This window comes from Methylophaga sp. UBA678 (assembly GCF_002299105.1).
GTDB lineage: Bacteria > Pseudomonadota > Gammaproteobacteria > Nitrosococcales > Methylophagaceae > Methylophaga > Methylophaga marina.
The window spans coordinates 31646-53436 of sequence record NZ_DBNG01000019.1; the positions used below are offsets into that span (position 1 = coordinate 31646).

Consider the following 21791-nt stretch of genomic DNA (forward strand, 5'->3'; position numbering starts at 1 on the left):
AGAGAGCCACATTAATGAATGTGGCTCTGATCATTGAGCTGTAATTAGCGAAGATTTGAGAAGTTTTCTACCACTTCAACCACTCTCTGAGCACCACTTCTAATCTGACTTATCGTATTCCCAGCATTGTTAGCTAGCTCTACACCAGACTCTACGCCGGACATACTACCTGACATGCTTTTAATCACTGAATCACTCTTGGATTGAATTTTATTAATCATTGTTGCGATTTCAGCTGTCGACTGAGATGTTCTTGTAGCCAGTGAACGAACTTCATCTGCAACAACAGCAAATCCACGTCCACTGTCACCAGCTCTGGCTGCTTCAATGGCGGCATTCAGAGCAAGTAAATTTGTTTGTTCAGTGATATCACTGATCGTTTTGACGATAAATGATATTTGAGCTGTTTCAACACCTAATTGCTCCAATTCTGTTGAGGAGTGACTGAACTGTTGTTTCAGTTGCTCAAGCTTATCTATGGTTTTGAAAATAATTTCTTCACCTGTGGATGACAGTTTCTCTGTTTCCTGCGAAACCGTATAAGCCGTGTTAGCTGCAGCTTTTTCTTGCTCAGAACGCCGAACTTTTTCCGTAATGTCAGTTGCAAACTTTATGACACGGTACGGCTTGCCATTACTGTCAAAGATGGAGTTGTAGGTCGCTTCAAGCCACACCTCTGATTGGTATTTGGTTATCCGTTTAAAGTTATCAGCAACAAAACGACCCTCATTTAAGCTTTCCCAGAATTTCGTGTATTCGGCGCTTTTGACATAGTCTGATTCGCAAAAAATCTTATGGTGTTGTCCTTTCACTTCATCAAGTGTATATCCCATAAGATTAAGAAAATTCTGATTCGCATGGGTGATGCGGCCTTTCATGTCAAACTCAATGATAGCCATTGACCGATCGATTGCGGACAGCAAACTATCATTACTACGAGCATGCTCTACACGCGCGGTGACATCATTCGCTATCTTAAAAATTTTAACGACGCGATCCTCACTGTCTTTTATTGGGAAATAATTCGCTTCCAGCCAAATATCATGACCATTTTTATGCTTGCGTAATACTTCTCCAGAAAAAGATTCACCATTGTTGAGATGTTTCCAAAAGTCTCTATATCTGGAAGATTCAACTTCGGATTTATCACATAGAAGTTGATGGTGCTGTCCTATCAACTCTGCTGAGGAATAACCTGTCACGCGTGAGAAATTATCGTTCACTTTGGTTATTACTCCCTCAGGAGTAAATTCAATGAATGCCAATGAAGATTGCATAGCTGTGAACATTTCTAGCAATGGCTGTAACTGTTTTTCCAATGCTGCGTTTTGATCTGCTAATTGTTTTGACTTACCAAACATGATGATATCTCTTGTGTGTTGTTCGCAATGTTGTTGCAAACATCATATGTCGGCGGTGATGAAGAAAAGATGAATTCGTTACTCGATAAATATGAGCTGCATCACCTTTCTAAGGAATCAAATAAGTAAAAAGGGAAAATTTGCGAATGAGTCAAAATAATGGGGTGACATTGAAAAAATGCTAGATGCTTCATGGTAGAAAAAGATACAGATAGAGGTGAAGCATATTCGGCGCGCTTGAGCAGGTTATTTCAGCAGCTATTGATACCGTATGAGTAGCGCTGCTGAGATAGTTCTGTGTTATGTGCAAAGTCTCAAATATTGATATGCCGAGCCAATGAGCCCATTGCTTAATAAACTTGTATCTTCATCTACTTTTTGGATGAGTCTGAGGACGCTATCTGCGATGCTTTGATGGATTCGATTTTAATAGTGTTTCTGTTTATCTAATTCACTCCTAGAGCACGCGTAACAGTGCCCACATAGTAGCAACAGTCAAGATAGCACTAACTTTGACTGGCTTACTACGCTCAGTAATCCCTTTGAACAAAATCATACTTTTGGACGATATCTTTATTAATTCCAGTTCAGTAATCTGTGAATAACAGATTTTTATGAATATTCATCTGTTTTGAGTTACCCGAAGCTAACTTCATTTATTAAATTTATTCAATACATTAACGCCAAACCTGATGTGAGTCAGGGACGGAAAACCGACAGCTGTACATTATTGGTATCAGGGCTGGGCTGCATAACATGGACATTTCTTATGAAAAAAATAGTGTGGATACTATTCAGTCTGCTTTTATTGACGCTATCACATAGCACATGGGCTGCGACTGTCGTTAAAGCTGAGTTTGTTGCTGGATGGCCAGAGTATGATGGTGGAGAGTTTCAGTTTTCTGGAAATTTTGTAGGTGAAGATCTGAATAATGACGGTCTCTTGTCTTTCGGAGAGTTTTCCGTATTTAATTGGCGCTCAACATACGAGTCTTTCACCATAGCAGACTTGTTTGATACAGGTGATATCATGATTAGTACGCAAGAATGGTTGAATAATGGCATAAGTTGGATTGGGGCCTCCGACTTGGCTTACATCACATGGGATGACAGAGGGCAATCAATAAATACTATTCTTAAGGGTGAATATCGCTTTACCTCTTTTGAGGTGTCGGCGGTGCCATTGCCACCAGCAGCCTTGCTATTTGCTCCTGCGCTACTTGGTTTCATGGGCTTACGTCGCAAAGTAAAGCTCGCTGTTTAACGAGGTAATATTATTTGGAATAATAAAGCCACCATCACATGGTGGCTTTATTGTTTATTTAGTGTTTGATAGTCGTTTTGGTGGCTATTGCTCAACAAAAAAAGCATTTAGTCTACGAGCTTCAGGCTTAGCTGCTGTGCTAATGTTTAACTATTGTCGTAATGGCTTGTCTGAATAGAGCGCCCCTCTCTTATAAGTCTCTTTCATAGCACCGCCTATCATGATACTTAGCTTATACAGAGTGATTTTATCAATCATTTCCACCTATTCGAAGCCGATGCTCAGTGTCAATGCTGTTACAAATATAAAGATGACAACAGCTTTGACAGGGTTATTAATCTCATTAATCTTTTTGAATAGGCGTTTAATCGCTTTTCGCCCGAACTTACGTTTCATACTCACTTTGAAGTCATATAGATAAAACGGGACTTTATAGGTGAAAGTAAAGTTTTTACTTTTTCGCATACCGCTCAGGTAAATCTCCACAAATCTGTCCCTGCCTTCCGGATGCAGCTTGTATGTAATTCGCGTTAAGTCTGATAGACGTTTAGGCATGCTAACTGGGTGGTTGTAGAAGCGTGCTCTATTGATATCAATTAATGTGAACGTCAAGCCAGGCTTTCTTTTCTTAACGAGTATATTGCCGCCAGCTAAGTCACGGAAAAATACACCTCGAGCATGCATTTGTTGAAGAAATTCTGACAATGCACGATAGATTGTTTCCTCCGCTACTCCCTGATAACTGTTTGCTCCTTCACGAAGCGCATTGAACATGTCCCGAATATTGAAATCATGATCAACTTTTTCACAAATAAACACATTTTCCAACATGCTTTTGTCACCACTTTTTTCAAAGTAAGCAATAGCTCGTGCCGTTGATATATTTCTACGCGATAATTCAGCTGCTGCATTCCAACTTCTACGGGCTTTACTTGGTTTGAAACGATCAACGATAAGCTTTTGAACTGCTACCTTAAGTGGTTTCTTTGCTACAACTTCTTCGTCATTAACGCCGGGAACTCTCCAAATGATATTTCGGGCTTTCCTGAAGGTATTTTCTTTTGTATAAGCGGGAAGTAAATCGGGGTGAAGTTGTTTAACTATCGCCTCAGCATGCATGTCATCCTGAGCGCAGAGCATACCAACCCAGCCATTTTCATTGATGGGGAAGTATTGCCCATAACCTGTGTGAGCGAACAGAGAAGTTGTCGTTAAATTGTGGTCTGCAGAAAGTGTCATTTCATCAACGCCTTCCCAGAGGAGGAACATCGGTGACTCGTTAACGAAATGTGCTGAGGATCCTAAATCATGACCATCACGATTTTTAAACTCAGCTTTTTGCAAGTCTGACTCATCATAAAGGTTAGCCAGATCACAAGCTTTACCGTTAATGGTCCATGCGATGTGCACCACGGAGTCGTCTTTTTTAAAGGCATGTATTTCAATATTTTTTGTCGTTGCCAGTGCGCCTTTGTATTCAGCACCGGAAATAGCGGCAATGACTTGTTTTAATGCATAGAAAGATGGACGAGCACGGAAGCTTTCTAATGGACCAATCACGCTGGCGTAATGGGTGATACGTTCAAGCTTAGGATATTGTTCGCTACCATCATCAATTAGCCCCTCTCTTGCGCAGAGTAAAGGTCCCCAAAATGCTTTCTCTAGCGAACCTGATGCAGCGAGTAAAACAAAATATCGACTCAGATAATCAGCTTGTTTTTGTTCTTTCTCAACTAAAACTCGCTCGATTCTGGGTAGTGTCCAGAAGGCGGCGGGTGACACAAATCGTGACACGCCATTTTCATCTCCCGCCTTTCTCATTAAACGAGCTTTTTTAACTAAATTATATTTAAGTAATTTTGCCCACTTGAAGCCCAGTACACGATGATCATAGCGCTCCGACTCACTAACACGTTCTGTAAATAGGTTATTAGTATGAATGTCAGGCAACATTGACATGCTACCTAATTCATCGAGGAGTCCAAATGAATAAAAGGGCTCAAAATCAGAAATATTAGGTCCGGCTATTGTGATACCTCTTGCTTTGAGTTCAGTGTAAGCGATTTTCCAGGCGGCAAAAAAGCCTGGCTTACTGTAGCCAGCCCATCTTCTACGATTGATCGTCGTACCGATCTCTATTGCTGATACATCTGAACCAAAATGCTCACAGACTTCTATAAGAAATTGTTGCCATGTGTCCTGTGCGTCCTTGGTCTCCATCTGATGCGCTTGATCAAATGGTTGAACGAGATGAAGAAGCACATCAAAATCTTCAGCGATGAGTTTTCTGAGTAATCTACCTGCATTACCAGTCACATCACCGTAACTGAGATCAATACGCACTGACTTGATATTAAGTTCGTGTAGATGATTGATGATGTAATCATCGACGCGAGCATCATCAGATGCAGCGACACCAACGCCAAGAAAGTTTTCAGGCACGACATGACCCGCTTGAGGGATGTGACCTTTGCGAAGCAAAAGACCGCCTTTTAAAGTGTGCTTAATTGTTTTTAATAAGAACCTTCCATCCACCATAGAAGGTATGTTTGCCGCTTCGCTTTTTCTCGGTAAGCCAGTCATTTTCGCTCAATCTTGTTATAAATGCGACAGGAATGTTACACCAGATGGATGAGTGATAACTATGATGAATGAGGATGACGTTAAGCTATGCTAAATGCTCAACTACACTAACTGATTGAATTCATAATAACTTAGACGAACAGGTTGATTTCGTTATGCAGGGTTAAGGTTGACTAAATAGTTGTGGCAGATTGGCAAATTTTTTATATTTTATTGTCAACAGCTTTAATTTTGGGTTGACTAAAAACACATATTACAGACTCACGCTACCAGTTGTGGAACGCATACTACCAACTGTTACCTTGCTATCTTATGCTGCATGACCTGGCTTCATGGGCTTAGCTAGCTTAACTAACAAGAAGCTAATTGATAAACAAGGTTTAAATATTAAAGCCGAGATAATACGGCAGCTTTTTATTTGCATTGCTCACACTTCGTTGCAGATTAGCAACTAAACAACATACGGTTTTCGAGCTTCAAACTTATCACTGTTATAATGCCCGACCATTGCCCCCCGATAGCTCAGCTGGATAGAGCATTGAATATTTATCTGTCTACAATGAGAAAAATAGGGCGGAGAATCCATTATTAGCTCTGATAATTAATATCAAAAATTTATTAATTAGTACCGAAGTACAATAGTTTTAATGAAGATCTAGTGTGAGAATGATTGAGTGATTAAATCATTCTCTTATTATGCCAAACTTGGCGTGAGCCTGGGACGGAAAACCACAGCTGTGCTTATAAGGACAGGTATCAGGGCTGGGTTGCATACCTTTAAGGAGTTCACCGATGAATAAGATGATCGCTACAATAATATTCTCATTTTTTTCTTTACCTACCTTTGCCGCTCCCGTAGATATTGATTTGAGTGGGGCTGCCTCTTCCACTCTAATTGATGCTGATGGGGCAAGTTTTTCACAAACTTTCACAGGTCAGACTGCATCTGGGGCAGGAATTTCAGGTTCCCCTACAGGGCCATTGTCACTCACACCAAGTGGAACAATGAGTGTTGCATTCTGGAGTCCAGGTTGCCCTGGTTGTGATTCTGGCAATTCACTGCTTACACCCTCAAGTTTTCAGGGCCCATTGTCGATATTGTTTGATTTTAATGCCGACAGTTTTTCATGGGTGATGGGAGGCTCTGTTGCAGGATCCAACGTTACTGTAGATCTATTTTCAAATAATGGTAGTTTAATCAACACAGTCCTAATCAGCATGCTGGAAGGGTATTACAAATACTCTATCTCCGGCTTGGGTGCTTTTGCAGGACTTACTTTTAGAGACAATAACGACCCAGCTGGAGTACGTTACATGGACATGTCTTATAATAGCGTGTCTGAAGTTCCAATCCCTGCCGCCGCTTTTATGTTTGCACCTGCACTACTAGGATTTATGGGCTTGCGTCGTAGAACCAAGCCAGCTGTTTAGCTCATTCCACAGCATTTAAAATTAAAGCCGTCACTCTTTGGCGGCTTTTTTTATTTGTATTGCTCACACTTCGTTGCAGATTCGGTGGGAATTAAAAGCAAACAATATTCAGTTTTCGTGCTTAAGGCTAATCGCCGTTATAATACCAGCCCGATGTCTTCGTAGCTCAGCTGGATAGCGCGTTGATATGAAAAAGCCCCAACATTTTGGGGCTTTTTTATTGAAAATATATGGTTAAGTTAAAACACATATTCCAGACTAACACTGCCGGCGGCATAATTTTCATCACGGTCACCGCCATACTCAATATCGGCCACCAAGCTAAGGTTGTTGTTATCCGCTACGCGTAATGTGGCACCGGCAAACCCGCCTGTGACACTTTCATCACCGGCAGTCGCAAACTTGAACTGACTACCGGCGATGCTGACTTTGGTATCGTCATCATCGGTATGACGTGAGTTCAGGCCTACTCGGAATTCAAATTCACTAGCCTCATCAAACTGATAAGCAGCCGCTAATTGTGCTCTTGCAGTTAATGCCTTGGCTTTGCGGTCATCTACACTCAGATTAGAATTGGTGGTGCCCGATTCACGGTAACCATCCAGCCAGGCCATGCTGTAATTCACACTGACAGAAGGGCGCAGCTCAAGACGGTCATTAACGCTAAAGGCTGAACCAAGAGTGATGCCGGGGCTGATAAACCAGCTATCAAAATCAGACTTGGCTGTTTCAAAACCATTCAGGTTATCGACAACAAGCCTGTCATTTTCATGGTCGCCGTAACCGGCAATCAGTGAGCCTGTGATATTAAGACCATGGGTTTTACGGTTGGCATAAACGCCGATGTAATAATTATCTGCTTCTGTTTCAAACGACGCGGTCTGGGTATCTGTCTTACTTCGCACAACACCACCCATCAAGCCTGAACGGTGACCACTTATATCCCACTCATAACCGAAGTTCACGCCGACATGGTGATGGTCATAAGCAATCGCGCCACCTTCGGCATCACGGTCAAACCTGCCACCAAAGACTTGCGCCCAAGCCACCGGTTTATGCTCTTCAAAATACATACCGGGAGATAACTCAAGCGACGCTAGCTGTACCTGTTTCAGTGGTGTGGTCTGCGCCATACGCTGCCCAATCACATTGTGGATGGATGAGGTCATGCCGGCTAACGCCACCCCGCGGGTGGATTCACCTGTCGGGTCGAGCGTGATCACTTGAGCGCGGGCAGTGTCACCCACCACCACGCCCGGCGTGAATAGATTGATATTCTCGGTATTCAAAATAGACAAATTGGCAGAGGCGCTGCCGCTGTAGATATTGACGGTGTCGTTATCGCTGCCATTTTGGCCTAAATCAATCCCGCCAATAATTTGTGAGCCAGATAGCAGGTTGACAGTGGTATTGCGATCCGAAGAAAGGTCGCCGGAAATAGCTAAGCTATCCGGGCCGGTGGCAGAAATCAGGCCGCTGTTGTTGATGGTCGCATTGTCTCCTGTAGACCTAATGCCATCAGCGTTTTCACCTGTTGTTGAAATACTGCCGCTATTGTTGATGGCGGCGTCAGTGCCATTTGAGTAAATGCCATCAGATTTTTCACCTGTTGTTGAAATACTGCCGCTATTGTTGATGGTCGCATTGTCGCCCGTAGACCTAATGCCATCAGCGTTTTCACCTGTTGTTGAAATACTGCCGCTATTGTTGATGGCGGCGTCAGTGCCATTTGAGTAAATGCCATCAGCGTTTTCACCTGTTGTTGAAATGCTACCGCTATTGTTGGTAGTGTTGTTGCCTTCTGACAAAATGCCGTATGAGCCAGCTCCGCTGGTGGAGATGTTGCCACTGTTGTTGATGGTGGCGTAATCGCCAGTTGACAAAATGCGAACTGCATTTTTACCGCTGCCAATGATGTTCCCGTTGTTGCTGATGGTGGCATTGTTGCCGCGTGAGTAAATGCCGTATGCATTATCGCCACTGGTTGTGATAGAGCCATTACTTTCGATATTGGCATTATCCCCGGGGGCATCAATAGCGGTGACGCCCGAAGTGCTCAATTCGCCACCTGTTTCAATAGTGCCGGTTTCATTGTCGTTGAGGGTTTGCTGGGTTGTGACCGTCTCACCATCCTGAATCGTAAAACTGGCTCCAAAACTTGTGGATGACAAGGCCAATAAGATAACAGCAGATAACGGGCGTAAAGCCATTGATGAGCAGGCCGACATGTTCAAAGTCCTTATAAAAAGCGCAGTATTGGGATATATACAAGGATGTTACAAAGTTAGGCTGCAAGCCGATATACACTAATTAGAGACTAGACATTTCTGAAAAAAACAGAAAGCCCCATGGTATGGGGCTTTAGGTGTGCTTTATAGGTGCGATGTTTTTTTGAAATTAAAACGCATACTGCAAGGTGAGACTCCTTGCTGCATACTCCTCATCACTATATACCGCCGAACTCGACATCGGCAATCAATGCGAAATTGTTGTCATTCATCACCCGTAAGGCTGAGATAAATACCAAAAAAGCTATCTTTAACGAATCAAAATGATGTGCTGATGGTATTTGTCTGTTTTGAGTTATTGAAATGAGCGTTTGAGCGTCAGAGCATTGGTAAGTTGGTAGAGGTGTTTGTGGACAAATATCGAGCAGTTTTTTTTCACTTAACTTTGATTTTAAGGTTGAGTTGATGCCGTTCAGTTGCCGGTCGCTCGGCTGGCTAGCTATAAGAGCATCCTGTTATAATGCCAGCCCGATGTCCCCGTAGCTCAGCTGGATAGAGCGTCCCCCTCCTAAGGGGAAGGTCGCAGGTTCGACTCCTGCCGGGGACGCCATTTAACCTTCCTTTTTTCAAAAAGTTACATTACTCTGGTTTCAGTGTTAGATCCTTAAAATGCCCATTTGGGACAATTTTGGGACACTCAAAATGCGTATTAGCCAGTGACCATTTATCTGTGGTTCGCTTTCAAACTATCGGCTTACTCTTTTATCCATACTAACTGGTATTCATTTTCCCTTGAATGCACTCTCTGTTTTTCTGCAAGACACAGCAAGAGATCAGTCCCTCTATCAGCATAGATTGATAAACATAGTGATCAGTGGCATCTAAAGTTTAATCAAACTTTGGCGATACGCTCTTTATCACTAACTCATATAGAATGGCACAAGCCATCGTCATGCTGAGAGAGAGCAATATGTCGATTCAAAAGAAATTTCTTATCGCGCTGGCTTCATCCATTTTAGTGCTGGCAATCATTACCGTTGCCGCATTAACGTATTCTGAGAATCAATCTCTTCATACTCGTCTCTCGAAACAAGCAGAACAGCTTTCCGATTCCACAGCGAAGATGCTCAATGTCATTAATAATCTGATGTTGGATCAGGTGAGCAGTAGCATGCGCTCCATGTTGGATATGATTAGCCGTAAAGGAGATGTTTCTCAGGCTGGCACAGTGGCAATAAATGACATGGTGGTGAATGATATTCGTTTTGGCGATTCCCCCCAGGCTTTGAACTATGGCTTGGTTGATAGAGTAGCTCAGCTGAATGGCGGTACGGCCACTATTTTCAGTAAACATAATGATGATTTTGTCAGAGTAAGCACCAATGTCCAGAAAGAAGGTAAACGTGCTGTTGGTACTGTTCTAGACCCTAACGGACTGGCTATCACACAAATACGAGAAGGTAAGCCCTTTTATGGTGTTGTGGATATTCTAGGGGAACCTTATTTCACCGGCTATGAACCACTGAAAAATGCATTCGATGAAGTCGTCGGCATTGCCTATGTAGGCTACAAGGTCAACATGGAAGAAGTGAATGCAGTTATTGCCTCTGGTCAGTTGCTCGAGCAAGGTTTTATCGCTTTGATAGATGCTAAAGAGCAAATTCGACAACACTCGGCTCATCAGGTTGAGTCTGTTATTGCTGATGCGATAAAAGAGCCGGGAGAAACCTGGCAACTTTATGATAAACCATTCGCACCCTGGGGGTATGAGTTAGTGGTGGCCTATTCGGAAGAAGATATTTCCACATTACTGTGGCAAAAAGCACTGATATATTTCGTGGTTTCATCCGTATTGGGGTTTTCAGTCGTCGGCTTGGTTTATTATCTGTTACAGCGTGTCGTCGTCAGTCGACTGGCTCAAACAACCAACACACTAATGTCAATCACTGAAGGTGAAGGAGATCTGACCCAAAGATTCAACTCCACAAGTGAAGACGAGTTTGGTCATATGGCTAATGGCTTTGATAAGTTGCTTGAGAGGGTGAGAAAAACGATTGTCGCTGTTGAGGATAAATCTAAAGAGCTGGTGAATTCTGCAGAATCATTACATCAAATTGCTCAGAGCTCGGAGCGGATAAACAAGGAACAAGCTGAGGAAACGGAACAGGCAGCCACCGCTGTTAATCAGATGAGTGCTACGGCACAGAGCGTGGCTGAAAGTACCATGTCGGGCGAGCAGGCCTCTAATCAGGTTCAACAACAAGCGTCAGAAGCTGCAAAGTTTTTGAAAGAAATGGCTGACGCGCTTCAAACTCAGGCTGAAGAAATAAAAGCTTCAGAACAGACCCTGTTGTCCTTGAAAAAAGCCAGCTCAGACATCGGTCAGGTATCAGATGTGATTCACAATATCGCTGAGCAGACAAACTTATTGTCGCTGAATGCGGCTATTGAAGCCGCCAGAGCAGGCGAATCAGGTCGTGGTTTTTCAGTCGTGGCCGATGAAGTAAGAACGCTGGCAGGTAAAACACAAAGCTCTACCGGTGAGATTGAAAAACTGATTCAGCGTTTGCACGAGGATGTGGATAAAGTCTCTCAAAGTATGTTGATCCAGATTGAGCATGCTAATCACAATGTTCAGTCAAGTGCGACGGCTATTGCGGCCATAGAAGGTGTTCTTTCTGCTGCAGATAAGATTCATGCTCTTAATACAGATATAGCAAGTGCGGCTGAACAACAGAGTGCTGTTTCTGAAGAGGTCAGCCGAAATGTCACCAGTATCAAGGACAACGCACGTAAAAGTGCTGCTCATTCAGAAGAGGCAGCTAAAGCTAGTCATCAACTTCAGGGACTGGCTGTTTCAATTAAAGAATTGATGTCGCAATATAAAACTTAAAATTTCTGCTGCTTACTCTGGTTAAATTATTCATTAAAAAAGGCTACCCGTGGATAGCCCTTTTTTGCTTATATGACTAAGAAAAATATAAAGCCAATCAGTTTAGTCAGTATCGCCAGCAAATACGCGTTTTTCAATAACGCCATGAACTCCCCAGTTACCGTCAACAACTTGCGTTATACCGAAGTCAGCAGATACCGACATCAGTGAAATGGCTTCATCTTCACTGAGCCCTTTAGCTGTCATCAAAAAGTGACGCATTTTTCTAAAAGCATCACGCATGGCGTTATCAATAGAAGATTTTGAGTAAATTTCACTCTGCGCTTTTTCTCCAAGTGCTTCAAGATAGTTAGGATAACTAAAGCCGTGAACAACCCATTCGGTGTCTGTTTCCAGAAGAGGATAATCCAGACCTGCTAAAACCGTCTCTTGCAGCTCATTTTGTTTATGGAGGATTACTTGAACGACGCCTGTCATTGAGGTTTCAATGGCAGTACCAGCAAGTTCAGAGTCACCTTGTGCAGCATGAGGATCGCCTGCACTGAGTAAAGCACCTTCAACAGCAACTGGGTAGTACATGGTGCCACCTTTACCAATACGCCAGTCATCAATGTTGCCACCAAAGTAACCGGGTGGAATAGAGTCAACATAATCTGTTTCGACCGGAGCTACACCCATTGTTCCAAAATGCAATCTGACTGGGACACGAATATTCTCAAGTACTTTTGTGTTTTTGGTGATTTTGCTGTGATCAACGGGAACACCGGGGTAGTCAATTTTTTCATGGACAACACCATTGGGATCAGTCTGTGGAACCCATTGATAGTTATAGACGGCTTTTGCCCAGTCTTTCTCGCCTGTTGCATCAAGCTCAAAAATAGTGATGACTTCACGCGGTTTGGGGTCTTCGATCATATCGTTGTAGTGATACCCCCACCATGCTGCAGCATTAACGCCATATGTTTTGCCAGCATACTTAGGATTACCAGAAGGGCGTGGGTACATATCCAGAATACGTACTTCAAGGACATCACCAGGTTCTGCACCACAGACATAGACTGGGCCTGTTAAGACATGGACACCAAACCCTTCTCCGGCTCCACGACCATAGATTGACGCATCCATGGGGCCAGCACCTCGCCTGTCCACACCTTTATCATTTTTTTCCCATTTGAAAACGCTCTCAGCGCCAGGATCACCCTTTACCATTCTTTCTGCATCGTCATTAGCATGATGAGTCAGCGTTTCCAGGGTGACAAAATCACCAGAGTGGACAATGGCTTGTGGCGTTTTATTTTTACTAAAGTAGCCCCAATGAACGGTTTTATTGTTAGCCGGAATATAGTGATGTTTCGCTTCAGTTGATTCTGACTCGCAGCTTATTTCAGCAAATGCAGGGCTACCTAGTAGCGTGGCAAAAATAGAACTGGCAATGAAACCAGTATGTTTGAAAGGACTGACTTTGTTCATTAATAACTGCTCCGTATTTTTTAAAAATGAAAAATCATTTTAAAAACAAGCAGATAAGGTGCCATCTTTCGAGATTGAAGAAAAAAGAAGGTTAGTTATTGTTTTTTCTGAATTTTATGTAGATGTAGATGTAGTTCTGCACTATCTTTGCCGGTACTTTGATGGATCATCTTAGAGCAAATGCGCGATATTGATGCGGGTAGATATCTGGTGGCGTGATCGCATGAGCTGGAATTAAGCCTTCTCAAGTACAAAATGATATTTATCATCGACTTCAGATGTGTCTATCAACTGATTACCCGTCATTTTACAAAATGCTGGAATATCTTTATTGGCGCCTTTATCGGTAGCAATTAATAACAGTTTCTGGCCGGATGTCATGTCCGCCAATGCTTTTCGGGCTTTTAATACTGGAAGAGGGCAATTAAGGCCGGATGTATCAATTTCTTTGTGAAATTCTGACATACTAGTTGTCCAATCTATTCTTAAAAATGACGCAATGATAAACGGATTTGTATTCACTGTCTTGCTGGAACCGTGTGCCCACATGATGAGTCTATTTGGCTTATGAGAACACTATATTACATCGTAAGTTTACTTTTTTTTAGCCATCTAAGCACAAGCTGGGCGCTGGATATTGCCCTACCAGAGATGGGGGATAGCGCGGGTGAATTAATCTCTCCCCGAGAAGAACAGGAGATTGGTCAGGCTTTTTTCTGGCGCTTACAACAAAGCACGGACTTGGTCGAAGATCCTGAAGTGAATAGCTACATCCAGTCTTTAGGTTACCGCTTGGCCTCGAATAGTAACGAACCTAATTTGAACTACACCTTTTTTGTCGTGCCCGATGGTACGGTCAATGCCTTTGCCACTCCAGGTGGCTACGTGGGGGTTAACTCCGGATTGATTCTCACAGCCGCCAATGAAGATGAGCTGGCTTCTGTTATGTCGCATGAGATTGCCCACATCACCCAGCGTCACATCTTAAGAAGTTTTGAAAATTCGAAACGTATGACCATACCCCGCACAGCCGCCATGATTGCTGCTGCGCTGTTGGGGGCTGCTGATCCCAAAGCCGGTTCGGCCGCTATCATGGCAGTTCAGGCCGGAAGTATTCAGAGCCAGATTGACTATACCAGAGCGAATGAAGCGGAAGCGGACAATATAGGTATGCAGACATTGGTTCGATCAGGCTTCAATCCTGAAGCGATGCCAAGCTTTTTCGAGAAGTTACAGCAAGCCAGTCGGTTTTATGGGGGCGATGCGGTTCCTGAGTTTTTACGAACTCACCCTGTCACGACTTCGCGTATAGCCGATGCCAGAGGGCGAGCTTCTCAATTAAGTGTAAAGCCACGGTTGTCTGATCATGAGCAGTTTTACCTGATTAAAGAAAAGCTGCGAGTGATGACGGCTCAAGATAGTGGGGAATTGATCAAGTATTATCAACACCAATTGACCAGAGATGAGCTGGTCAATAAAGACCCTGTGAATTATGGTTACGTGCTGGCTTTGATTAAAAATGCACAGTACACAGCGGCTCGCCAGCGTTTGATGCCATTAATTGACAAAGAACCTGATCGCTTAGCCTATCAACTCGCTTTAGCGGATATCGAATTATCTGTGGGCAGAGTAAAAGCAGCACTCGATATTTACGAAGATAATCAGCGATTGTACCCTGATGATCGTGCGCTGACTTTGAATCAGGTCCATGCCCTGTTAAGAACGGCTAGGCCTGCAGAAGCGGCGAAGTTATTACAAACACAAATAGAGCTAGGTGAGGGCGGGCGCCAGATATACAGACTGATGGCGCAAGCGAAAGGGGACATGGGGCAAAAAAGTGAGTCACATGCCTGGCTTGCAGAGTACTATTATGAGTCTGGTTTACTCAAAGCGGCTGCAGACCAGCTGCATCTAGCTGCAGAGGCAGCTGGCAGAAATGAGTATCAACTATCAAAAATTGCTTCAAGGTTGAGAGAAGTTGAGAATGCCATGAGCGAAATGGAAAATTAAACGTGATGGAGAATTCAGACAAAAGCCGACGAGATTTTTTGAAGAGTGCTATCTCAGCCTCGACATTGGCATTGGTGGCGAGTTCAGGTTTATTAGCTCCCAAGCGTGTTTTAGCACATTGGCCTGCGGATGCTTTTACGGCAGACACGGTTGAGGATGCGTTATTAGCATTGCTAGGTCAGGCCCAAGATATTCCTGCAGAGAAAGTCAGCTTTAAAGTCGGCTCGCCTCCAAGTTATGCTGTGAATGGTGCTTCGGTACCTTTTGAAGTGCATTCTTCGCTGGAAGATATTGAACGCATAGCTATTTTAGTTGATAAAAATCCTAATCCACTGGCTATGAGTATTGAATTGACGGCCGATGTGAAACTGCCATTCAAGAGCATGATTAAAGTCGCTGAAGATTCAAAAATAATCGCAGTTATCAGAGCGGATGGTAAGTTATATAAAACCTCACGTGATATTTCAGTGGATATTGGAGGTTGTGCTTAATGGCCATTACTGCTAGAGATCGAATTCGTGCGAAGTTGAAAGATGGTGATACCACTGTTCGTTTATTGCTTGCTCACCCAATGCATACGGGAAGAGCTAAAGATGAAAACGGTGAACTGATTCCCGCGGAGTTTATTCAAGATATTCGCTGTTGGCGAAATGGAAATGAAGTCATGGCTTTAAAATGTGGAACCGCTACTGCACGTAACCCGTATTTTTCTTTTCAGTTAGCTGGCGGAGCCGTGGGTGACAAGATCATGATTCGTTGGGTGGATAACCTTGGCGCCAAAGGCGTAACTGAAACTGAGTTACGATGAGTCTTAAATTAAAAGTTAATCTGTTTTTTACCGCATTATTATTGCTTTCATTACTGGCAAGTACAGGTGTATTGATATCCAATGCACGCCAATCAGTGCAAGTTGAAGTCGAAGATACAATGAATGCTGCAGCACGATTGATCACCTTGACTTTGGCAGATAAGCCCCTCAATCGTGAACATGGTATTAACGAACAAATTCATGAAATGGTCAAAGCGTTAAGCCAAATCAGAAGTTTACATATTCTGATGTTCGACACACAGGGCTTGTTATTTGAAGGTGAGCCTGATGAAACGCTTAAAGTTGAACCACCAGAATGGTTTGTGAAAGTACTGTTTCCTGAAATTACACCATTGTCGAAACGTTTTGGCACTGGGCATATGGTCATTTATGCAGCGCCAATGCAGGAAATCAGTGACCGTTGGATGGATATTCGAGGCATCCTGGCTCTTGGATTAGTCGTTTTTGTGTTTGTCAGTATTTTTCTCTATTGGGGGGTAGACTGGTTTCTACGACCATTGCAGAGATTATTACAGGTACTATCGGCGTTTGAAAAAGGTGATCTGCATCTACGTTTACCTGATTTTAGCTTGGGAGAGATGAATCAGATCAGTCAGACATTCAACCGGATGGGACAAGCGCTTGAATTAAGTATGGCTGAAAATCAACGCTTAGCGATGCTGGTAAGACAATCTGGTGATGCTATTTTGTCTTTAGATCACGCAGGCAATATCACCTTTTGTAATTCCACAGCTGAACGTTTATTCGCAAAGCAAACCCCAGTACTGAAAGGTGAGGCACTTGCCAACTTGGGTTTCGAACAGTCACATCAGCAAATAGCTACCATTCTAGAAAACTGTGAAACCACTGAAAATATGGAAACAACACTGTTGAGACCGGATGGTGAGAAAGTATCACTACTGATGTCAACGGTGCCTTTGTTTGATAAAGAACAGCAGGTGATTGGTCTTATTTGTACGTTGCGTGATATTACCGAACTAAAACAAGCCGAAGCCGCCAGAACGCAACTCAGAGAAACGCGTTTACTGACACAGCATATGGATGAAGTTCAGGAAGCGGAGCGACGCCACTTGGCCAGAGAACTTCATGACGAGTTAGGGCAGTGTCTGACGGCGATTAAGACCGATGCCGTATTAATCAGAAACCGTACTGAGCAGACTGAGCCACGTGTATTTAACAGTGCTCAAGCCATTATTGATACAGCGAGTCATATTTATGATGTGGTGCATAATATGATTACGCGCTTGAGGCCGAGTCCTCTTGATGACTTAGGGTTGGTGCCGACGTTGCAGCAGGCCATCACCAGCTGGCAAGAGCGAGAACCTGGCATTCACTTTGATATTCAAGTTTCTGGGCGTCTGGATAATTTGAATGAAATGATGAATATGACGGTATTCCGTGTGGTGCAGGAAGCTATAACTAATGCGGTCAGACATGCGGACGCCACTAAGATTCATGTGCTGGTTAAAACACAGAAAAGCAGTGATAGCGAATTAGACAATCTTATTATTGAGATTAGAGATGATGGCAAGGGTATGGTCGTCAAAGACTTGCATTCTGATGTCGATTTTGGATTGTTAGGTATGCGTGAACGTGCGCAGAGTCTTGGTGGTGAGTTTCAACTTATCAGTGAGCCAGGTCATGGCGTCAAGATCAGCGTGATTATTCCTCTTAGAACGGACAGATTATTATGAGTCTGGATAAAAAAACAATATTGTTGGTTGATGATCACGAATTGGTCAGAGCGGGTTTCCGCCGTCTTTTAGAAGATGGTGATAAATTTACTGTTATCGCTGAAGCAGGAAGTGGGGAACAAGCCGTTCAAGATTTTAGCAAGTATCATCCGGATGTGGTGGTCATGGATATTTCTATGCCAGGCATCGGTGGTGTGGGGGCTATTGAAAGAATTATTGCAAGAGAGTCCTCTGCAAAAATACTTGTGCTTAGCGTGCATGAAGATAGCGTGTTTACTACCAGAGCCATGCAAGCAGGTGCTTTAGGATTTATACCTAAACGCAGCGCACCCGAAGAAATGTTGAGAGCTGTAGACATGGTTGCTCAAGGAAAAACCTGTATCGCCCCTGAAATTGCTCAGCAGCTTGCCATGCAGAAGTTAACCGGGTCAGAAAATCCGGTGGATGTCTTAAGCCAGCGGGAGTTTGAAGTGTTTCGACTACTGGCTGAGGGGAAAACCGTAAACGACATTGCGGACATCTTAAACTTAAGCCCTAAAACCGTAGGAACACATCATACGAATATTAAACAAAAATTGAATGTATCTAACTCGGCTGAGCTTGCCAGATTAGCGATTCGCTGTGGTTTGGTCGATGCTTAAGCGTTTATTTTGCACAAAGCTGTTATTCAGAAAAATCCTGAGTGTTAACGAGTAAATCTCTCTGCGAATTATTCATTTGTCTGCGTAAACTTATCACCATGGAACTCAACCAATAGTGGCTGAGTGAATGAAGAGGTATTTACTATGTGGACTAAACCAGAATATTCAGACATGCGTTTCGGTTTCGAAGTAACAATGTACATTTGTAACCGCTAAACACCTTTCTCATACAGAGAATATAAAAAAGCCCCGGCAACGGGGCTTTTTTTTGTCCCTTACTTTTGTAAAAGGGAATTTCTCCTATCTCCAAGACATCTCGGCAATACTAGAATGGTTGTTTTTTTCACATAGTCTTGGTGCATGAATCTCAGATACAGACTCAATTTAATCGTCACAGCTGTTCTATTAATTATATTAGTGATTGGCGCCGTGAAGGCAATCCACAATGCTCGTGAAGATGTAAGAGCTGAAGTTGCATCTACTATGGACTTTGCATTACATATGCTCGATGCCGAGTTAAGCCATTTCAGATTCAGGGATAAAGTACTTTCTGATGAGTCCCAGTCACCTTTTATGCTCAGTAAATTAGCCGGAGTTCGGCATCTGAGAATAGAGTTCTACGGGCCAACGAATCAGCTTATTGAAAGTAATGAAGATGAAAACAGCAATGAGCATCAGCCTTATCCAGACTGGTTTGGTCAGGAGATGTATTCCGCGCTTGATGATTTGAAACCTGAAAGACTGCCTGTTTACGTCAATACAAAGAAAATTGGCGAACTGGTTATCAAGCCAAAACCGGACAACGAAATCGCTGAGGCATGGGGGGAAACAAAAACCTTGTTGACCATGATTTCGCTGTTTTTTGTTTTTGTGAATATTCTGGTTTATATGGTGGTGGCTCGTGCGTTGAAGCCCATTGATCAGATTATCGCTGCTCTAACAGATATTGAAACTGGCAATCTGGACAGCCGCTTGCCTATTTTTGAATTACCAGAGATGGCCAGTATTAGTCACAAATTTAATATGATGGCATCTACTCTACAAAGCAGCATTCGTAATAATCACCGTCTAACTCAGCAAATCATCCGTTTGCAGGAAGCAGAGCGGAAAAGTCTCGCTCATGAATTACATGATGAAATTGGTCAGCATCTGACCGCGATTCATGTCGATGCTTCAGTGATCAAGTCAACCAATGAGCTGGAAGCAGCTAAAAAGAGTGCTTCAGCTATAGATGAAGTGGTGGGGTTGATGATGGACATCCTCCGTACCATGCTTCAACGACTCAGGCCAGGCGGCTTGGATGAGCTAGGGTTTATAGCGGCTATGCAAGAACTGGTCGATAGCTGGCGTGAAAGACACCCCAATATTGAAATGGAATATCATTTTGATGGTGAGTTTTCATGCCTGGAAGAAAATGCCCAACTAACACTTTATCGTGTCATACAGGAATGTCTGACTAATATCAGTCGTCACTCCAAAGCCAATCAAGCTTGGATTGTCTTAAAAGAAGAAAAACAAATGATACATTTGACCGTCAGCGATAACGGTAAAGGCTTTGACCCCAAACAACATACTCAACGTTTTGGTCTCGCAGGTATGAAAGAGCGATTAGACAGCGTGGGTGGCACTTTTGAAATTTCATCTAATTTAAATCAAGGCGTCACGATAGATGTGACGGTTCCTAAACAAGGAGATAATGCGTGAGCCAGTTAATTAAAGTTATGCTGACTGATGATCATGCCGTCGTCAGATCAGGTTTATGTCGTTTACTCGAACAAAATGCTGAAATCAAAGTGATTGCGGAAGCGGAAAGTGGAGAGCAAGCGTATCAAACTTATCCGGATAATAAGCCCGATGTTCTTGTTATGGATATGTCGATGCCGGGTATGGGGGGGCTGGAAGCATTACGTCGAATTCTTCATCGTTGGCCAGATGCACGAGTCATTATGTTTTCGATGCATGAAAATGCGACCTATGCCATTCAGTCGTTAACAGCTGGTGCTATGGGGTACGTGGCAAAATCCGGTAATGCTGAAGATCTGGTCAAAGCCGTAAAAGAGGTAGCATCTGGAAAAAGCTTTTTAAGTGCTGATATGGCCCAAAAGGTGGCATTACAGAGTTTAACCGGAGATGATAATCCCACTCAGAGGCTAACTTCCCGAGAGTTTGAGGTCTTTCGACTATTAGCTGAAGGTAAATTAGTCGAAGAAATTGCCGGTCGTCTGAATATTGGTCAGAAAACGGTGGCTAACTATCAAACCAGCTTAAAACAGAAGCTAGATATTCATTCTCCGGTTGAATTGGTGAGATTGGCAATGAAATATGGGGTAATTACCGAGCAATGAGAATTGCTTAAATAATAGTTATTTCATGTGTTTAGGTTTTAATTCCTTGGTGCCTGTTATTTTGTTCCCGTGAAAATCGGGAATATTTGGTAATGATTCTTGGGCATAACGAGCATAAAGTGTGGGAACCATGTCGTTGTTATTCCTCTCGACATGTTCTGTAATCAAAAACTAGGGATTAAAAATGAAGCTGAAAACTTTGTCATTAGCAATGATGACATTGGCAGTGCCAGGCTTGGCTGCTGCTGATGAGTTGCTAGAAATGCAAAAAGATCCAAATAACTGGGTAATGCCAGCAGGTAACTACAACAACCAACGTTACTCTGAATTAACAGAAATCAATAAAGACAATGTCAAAGATGTGACAATGGCATGGTCTTTCTCAACAGGTGTTTTACGTGGTCATGAAGGTAACTCTCTGGTTATCGGCGATACCATGTATGTTCATACTCCATTCCCAAACATTGTTTACGCGTTGGATTTAAATAACGATGGTGCAATGAAATGGAAATTTGAGCCAAAACAAAACTACGATGAAACAGTGCCAGTCATGTGCTGTGACACAGTTAACCGTGGTTTAAGCTATGCAGACGGTAAAATCTTCCTGAACCAAGCAGATACAACACTTGTTGCTTTAAACGCTGAAGATGGCAAAGTGGTTTGGTCTGACAAACGTGATGATGCCAAACGCGGTGCGACCAGCACAGCAGCGGCCCACGTATTTAAAGATAAAGTTATCGTCGGTATCTCAGGTGGTGAGTTTGGTGTACGTGGTTACGTTCAAGCGTATGACTTTGATGGTAACGTGAAATACAAAGCGTATAGCACCGGTCCTGATGATGAAATGTTAGTTGACCCAGAAAAAACCACTTCTATGCTGAAACCCGTGGGCAAAGATTCATCTTTGAAAACCTGGCAAGGTGACCAATGGAAAATTGGTGGTGGTACGACTTGGGGTTGGTATTCATACGATCCTGATTTAAACCTGTTTTACTATGGTAGCGGTAACCCATCAACCTGGAACCCGGTTCAACGTCCTGGT

Annotated in this window: 17 protein-coding genes, 1 tRNA gene and 2 riboswitches; of the genes, 13 read left to right on the forward strand and 5 right to left on the reverse strand. The window is 43.1% G+C overall.

The window, feature by feature from the left end; translation table 11 throughout:
* Positions 1 to 44: 44 nt before the first annotated feature.
* Positions 45 to 1361: a methyl-accepting chemotaxis protein gene (locus B3014_RS10475; RefSeq protein ID WP_289244417.1), complete on the reverse strand. Its 1317-nt coding sequence runs from the start codon at positions 1359 to 1361 to the stop codon at positions 45 to 47.
* Between the two features lie 672 nt (positions 1362 to 2033).
* A riboswitch (cyclic di-GMP riboswitch) is annotated at positions 2034 to 2116 on the forward strand.
* A gap of 14 nt (positions 2117 to 2130) precedes the next feature.
* Here B3014_RS10475 and B3014_RS10480 point away from each other — a divergent pair.
* Entirely contained in the window at positions 2131 to 2625 is a 495-nt protein-coding gene (locus B3014_RS10480) for a hypothetical protein (RefSeq protein WP_286303769.1), read from the forward strand.
* A 264-nt stretch (positions 2626 to 2889) separates the two neighbouring features.
* Here B3014_RS10480 and B3014_RS10485 read toward each other — a convergent pair whose 3' ends face one another.
* Positions 2890 to 5208: a lipopolysaccharide kinase InaA family protein gene (locus tag B3014_RS10485; RefSeq protein ID WP_289244416.1), complete on the reverse strand. Its 2319-nt coding sequence runs from the start codon at positions 5206 to 5208 to the stop codon at positions 2890 to 2892.
* A gap of 688 nt (positions 5209 to 5896) precedes the next feature.
* Positions 5897 to 5983: riboswitch (cyclic di-GMP riboswitch) on the forward strand.
* Between the two features lie 17 nt (positions 5984 to 6000).
* Here B3014_RS10485 and B3014_RS10490 point away from each other — a divergent pair.
* Positions 6001 to 6639 carry a hypothetical protein gene (locus B3014_RS10490; RefSeq protein ID WP_289244415.1) on the forward strand — a complete coding sequence of 213 codons (639 nt, stop codon included), beginning with the start codon at positions 6001 to 6003 and terminating at the stop codon, positions 6637 to 6639.
* Between the two features lie 239 nt (positions 6640 to 6878).
* On the opposite strand, the gene B3014_RS10495 is transcribed toward B3014_RS10490, so the two are convergent.
* Positions 6879 to 8867, reverse strand: coding sequence for an autotransporter outer membrane beta-barrel domain-containing protein (locus B3014_RS10495; RefSeq protein WP_289244414.1), 1989 nt, complete (start codon positions 8865 to 8867; stop codon positions 6879 to 6881).
* A 533-nt stretch (positions 8868 to 9400) separates the two neighbouring features.
* Between B3014_RS10495 and B3014_RS10500 the strand changes: the two genes are divergently transcribed.
* Together B3014_RS10500 and B3014_RS10505 are read left to right on the forward strand one after the other, a co-directional pair.
* Positions 9401 to 9477 (forward strand) — tRNA-Arg (locus B3014_RS10500).
* 360 nt (positions 9478 to 9837) lie between these two features.
* A complete protein-coding gene (locus B3014_RS10505; protein ID WP_289244413.1) occupies positions 9838 to 11760 on the forward strand; it encodes a methyl-accepting chemotaxis protein in 1923 nt (640 codons plus the stop codon).
* A gap of 102 nt (positions 11761 to 11862) precedes the next feature.
* Here B3014_RS10505 and B3014_RS10510 read toward each other — a convergent pair whose 3' ends face one another.
* Both B3014_RS10510 and B3014_RS10515 read right to left on the reverse strand, forming a co-directional pair.
* A complete protein-coding gene (locus B3014_RS10510) occupies positions 11863 to 13230 on the reverse strand; it encodes an acetamidase/formamidase family protein (protein ID WP_289244412.1) in 1368 nt (455 codons plus the stop codon).
* A gap of 234 nt (positions 13231 to 13464) precedes the next feature.
* Complete coding sequence (locus B3014_RS10515) at positions 13465 to 13695, reverse strand: sulfurtransferase TusA family protein (RefSeq protein WP_289244411.1); 231 nt, start codon at positions 13693 to 13695, stop codon at positions 13465 to 13467.
* A gap of 102 nt (positions 13696 to 13797) precedes the next feature.
* Here B3014_RS10515 and B3014_RS10520 point away from each other — a divergent pair, with 102 nt between their 5' ends.
* The 9 genes from B3014_RS10520 to B3014_RS10560 form a co-directional block, all read left to right on the forward strand.
* On the forward strand, positions 13798 to 15240 hold the full coding sequence (locus tag B3014_RS10520; RefSeq protein WP_289244410.1) for a M48 family metalloprotease: 1443 nt from the start codon (positions 13798 to 13800) through the stop codon (positions 15238 to 15240).
* Positions 15241 to 15245: 5 nt separating this feature from the next.
* Positions 15246 to 15731, forward strand: a complete 486-nt coding sequence (locus B3014_RS10525; protein ID WP_289244538.1) for a thiosulfate oxidation carrier protein SoxY — start codon at positions 15246 to 15248, stop codon at positions 15729 to 15731.
* Positions 15731 to 16048 carry a thiosulfate oxidation carrier complex protein SoxZ gene (soxZ, locus tag B3014_RS10530; RefSeq protein WP_286303792.1) on the forward strand — a complete coding sequence of 106 codons (318 nt, stop codon included), beginning with the start codon at positions 15731 to 15733 and terminating at the stop codon, positions 16046 to 16048. The genes B3014_RS10525 and soxZ overlap by 1 nt, the downstream gene beginning before the upstream one ends.
* A complete protein-coding gene (locus tag B3014_RS10535; protein WP_289244409.1) occupies positions 16045 to 17763 on the forward strand; it encodes a PAS domain-containing protein in 1719 nt (572 codons plus the stop codon). The genes soxZ and B3014_RS10535 overlap by 4 nt, the downstream gene beginning before the upstream one ends.
* Positions 17760 to 18404 (forward strand): response regulator, encoded by a 645-nt coding sequence (locus B3014_RS10540; protein WP_286303794.1) that lies wholly within the window; start codon positions 17760 to 17762, stop codon positions 18402 to 18404. Before B3014_RS10535 ends, B3014_RS10540 begins: the two co-directional genes overlap by 4 nt.
* Before the next feature lie 144 nt (positions 18405 to 18548).
* On the forward strand, positions 18549 to 18620 hold the full coding sequence (gene pqqA / locus B3014_RS10545) for a pyrroloquinoline quinone precursor peptide PqqA (protein ID WP_081443609.1): 72 nt from the start codon (positions 18549 to 18551) through the stop codon (positions 18618 to 18620).
* A gap of 213 nt (positions 18621 to 18833) precedes the next feature.
* Positions 18834 to 20108 carry an ATP-binding protein gene (locus tag B3014_RS10550; protein ID WP_289244408.1) on the forward strand — a complete coding sequence of 425 codons (1275 nt, stop codon included), beginning with the start codon at positions 18834 to 18836 and terminating at the stop codon, positions 20106 to 20108.
* Positions 20105 to 20749 (forward strand): response regulator, encoded by a 645-nt coding sequence (locus B3014_RS10555; RefSeq protein WP_286303796.1) that lies wholly within the window; start codon positions 20105 to 20107, stop codon positions 20747 to 20749. Before B3014_RS10550 ends, B3014_RS10555 begins: the two co-directional genes overlap by 4 nt.
* A 184-nt stretch (positions 20750 to 20933) precedes the next feature.
* Positions 20934 to 21791 (forward strand): PQQ-binding-like beta-propeller repeat protein (locus B3014_RS10560; RefSeq protein WP_289286970.1); only part of this gene is annotated, 858 nt, incomplete at its 3' end.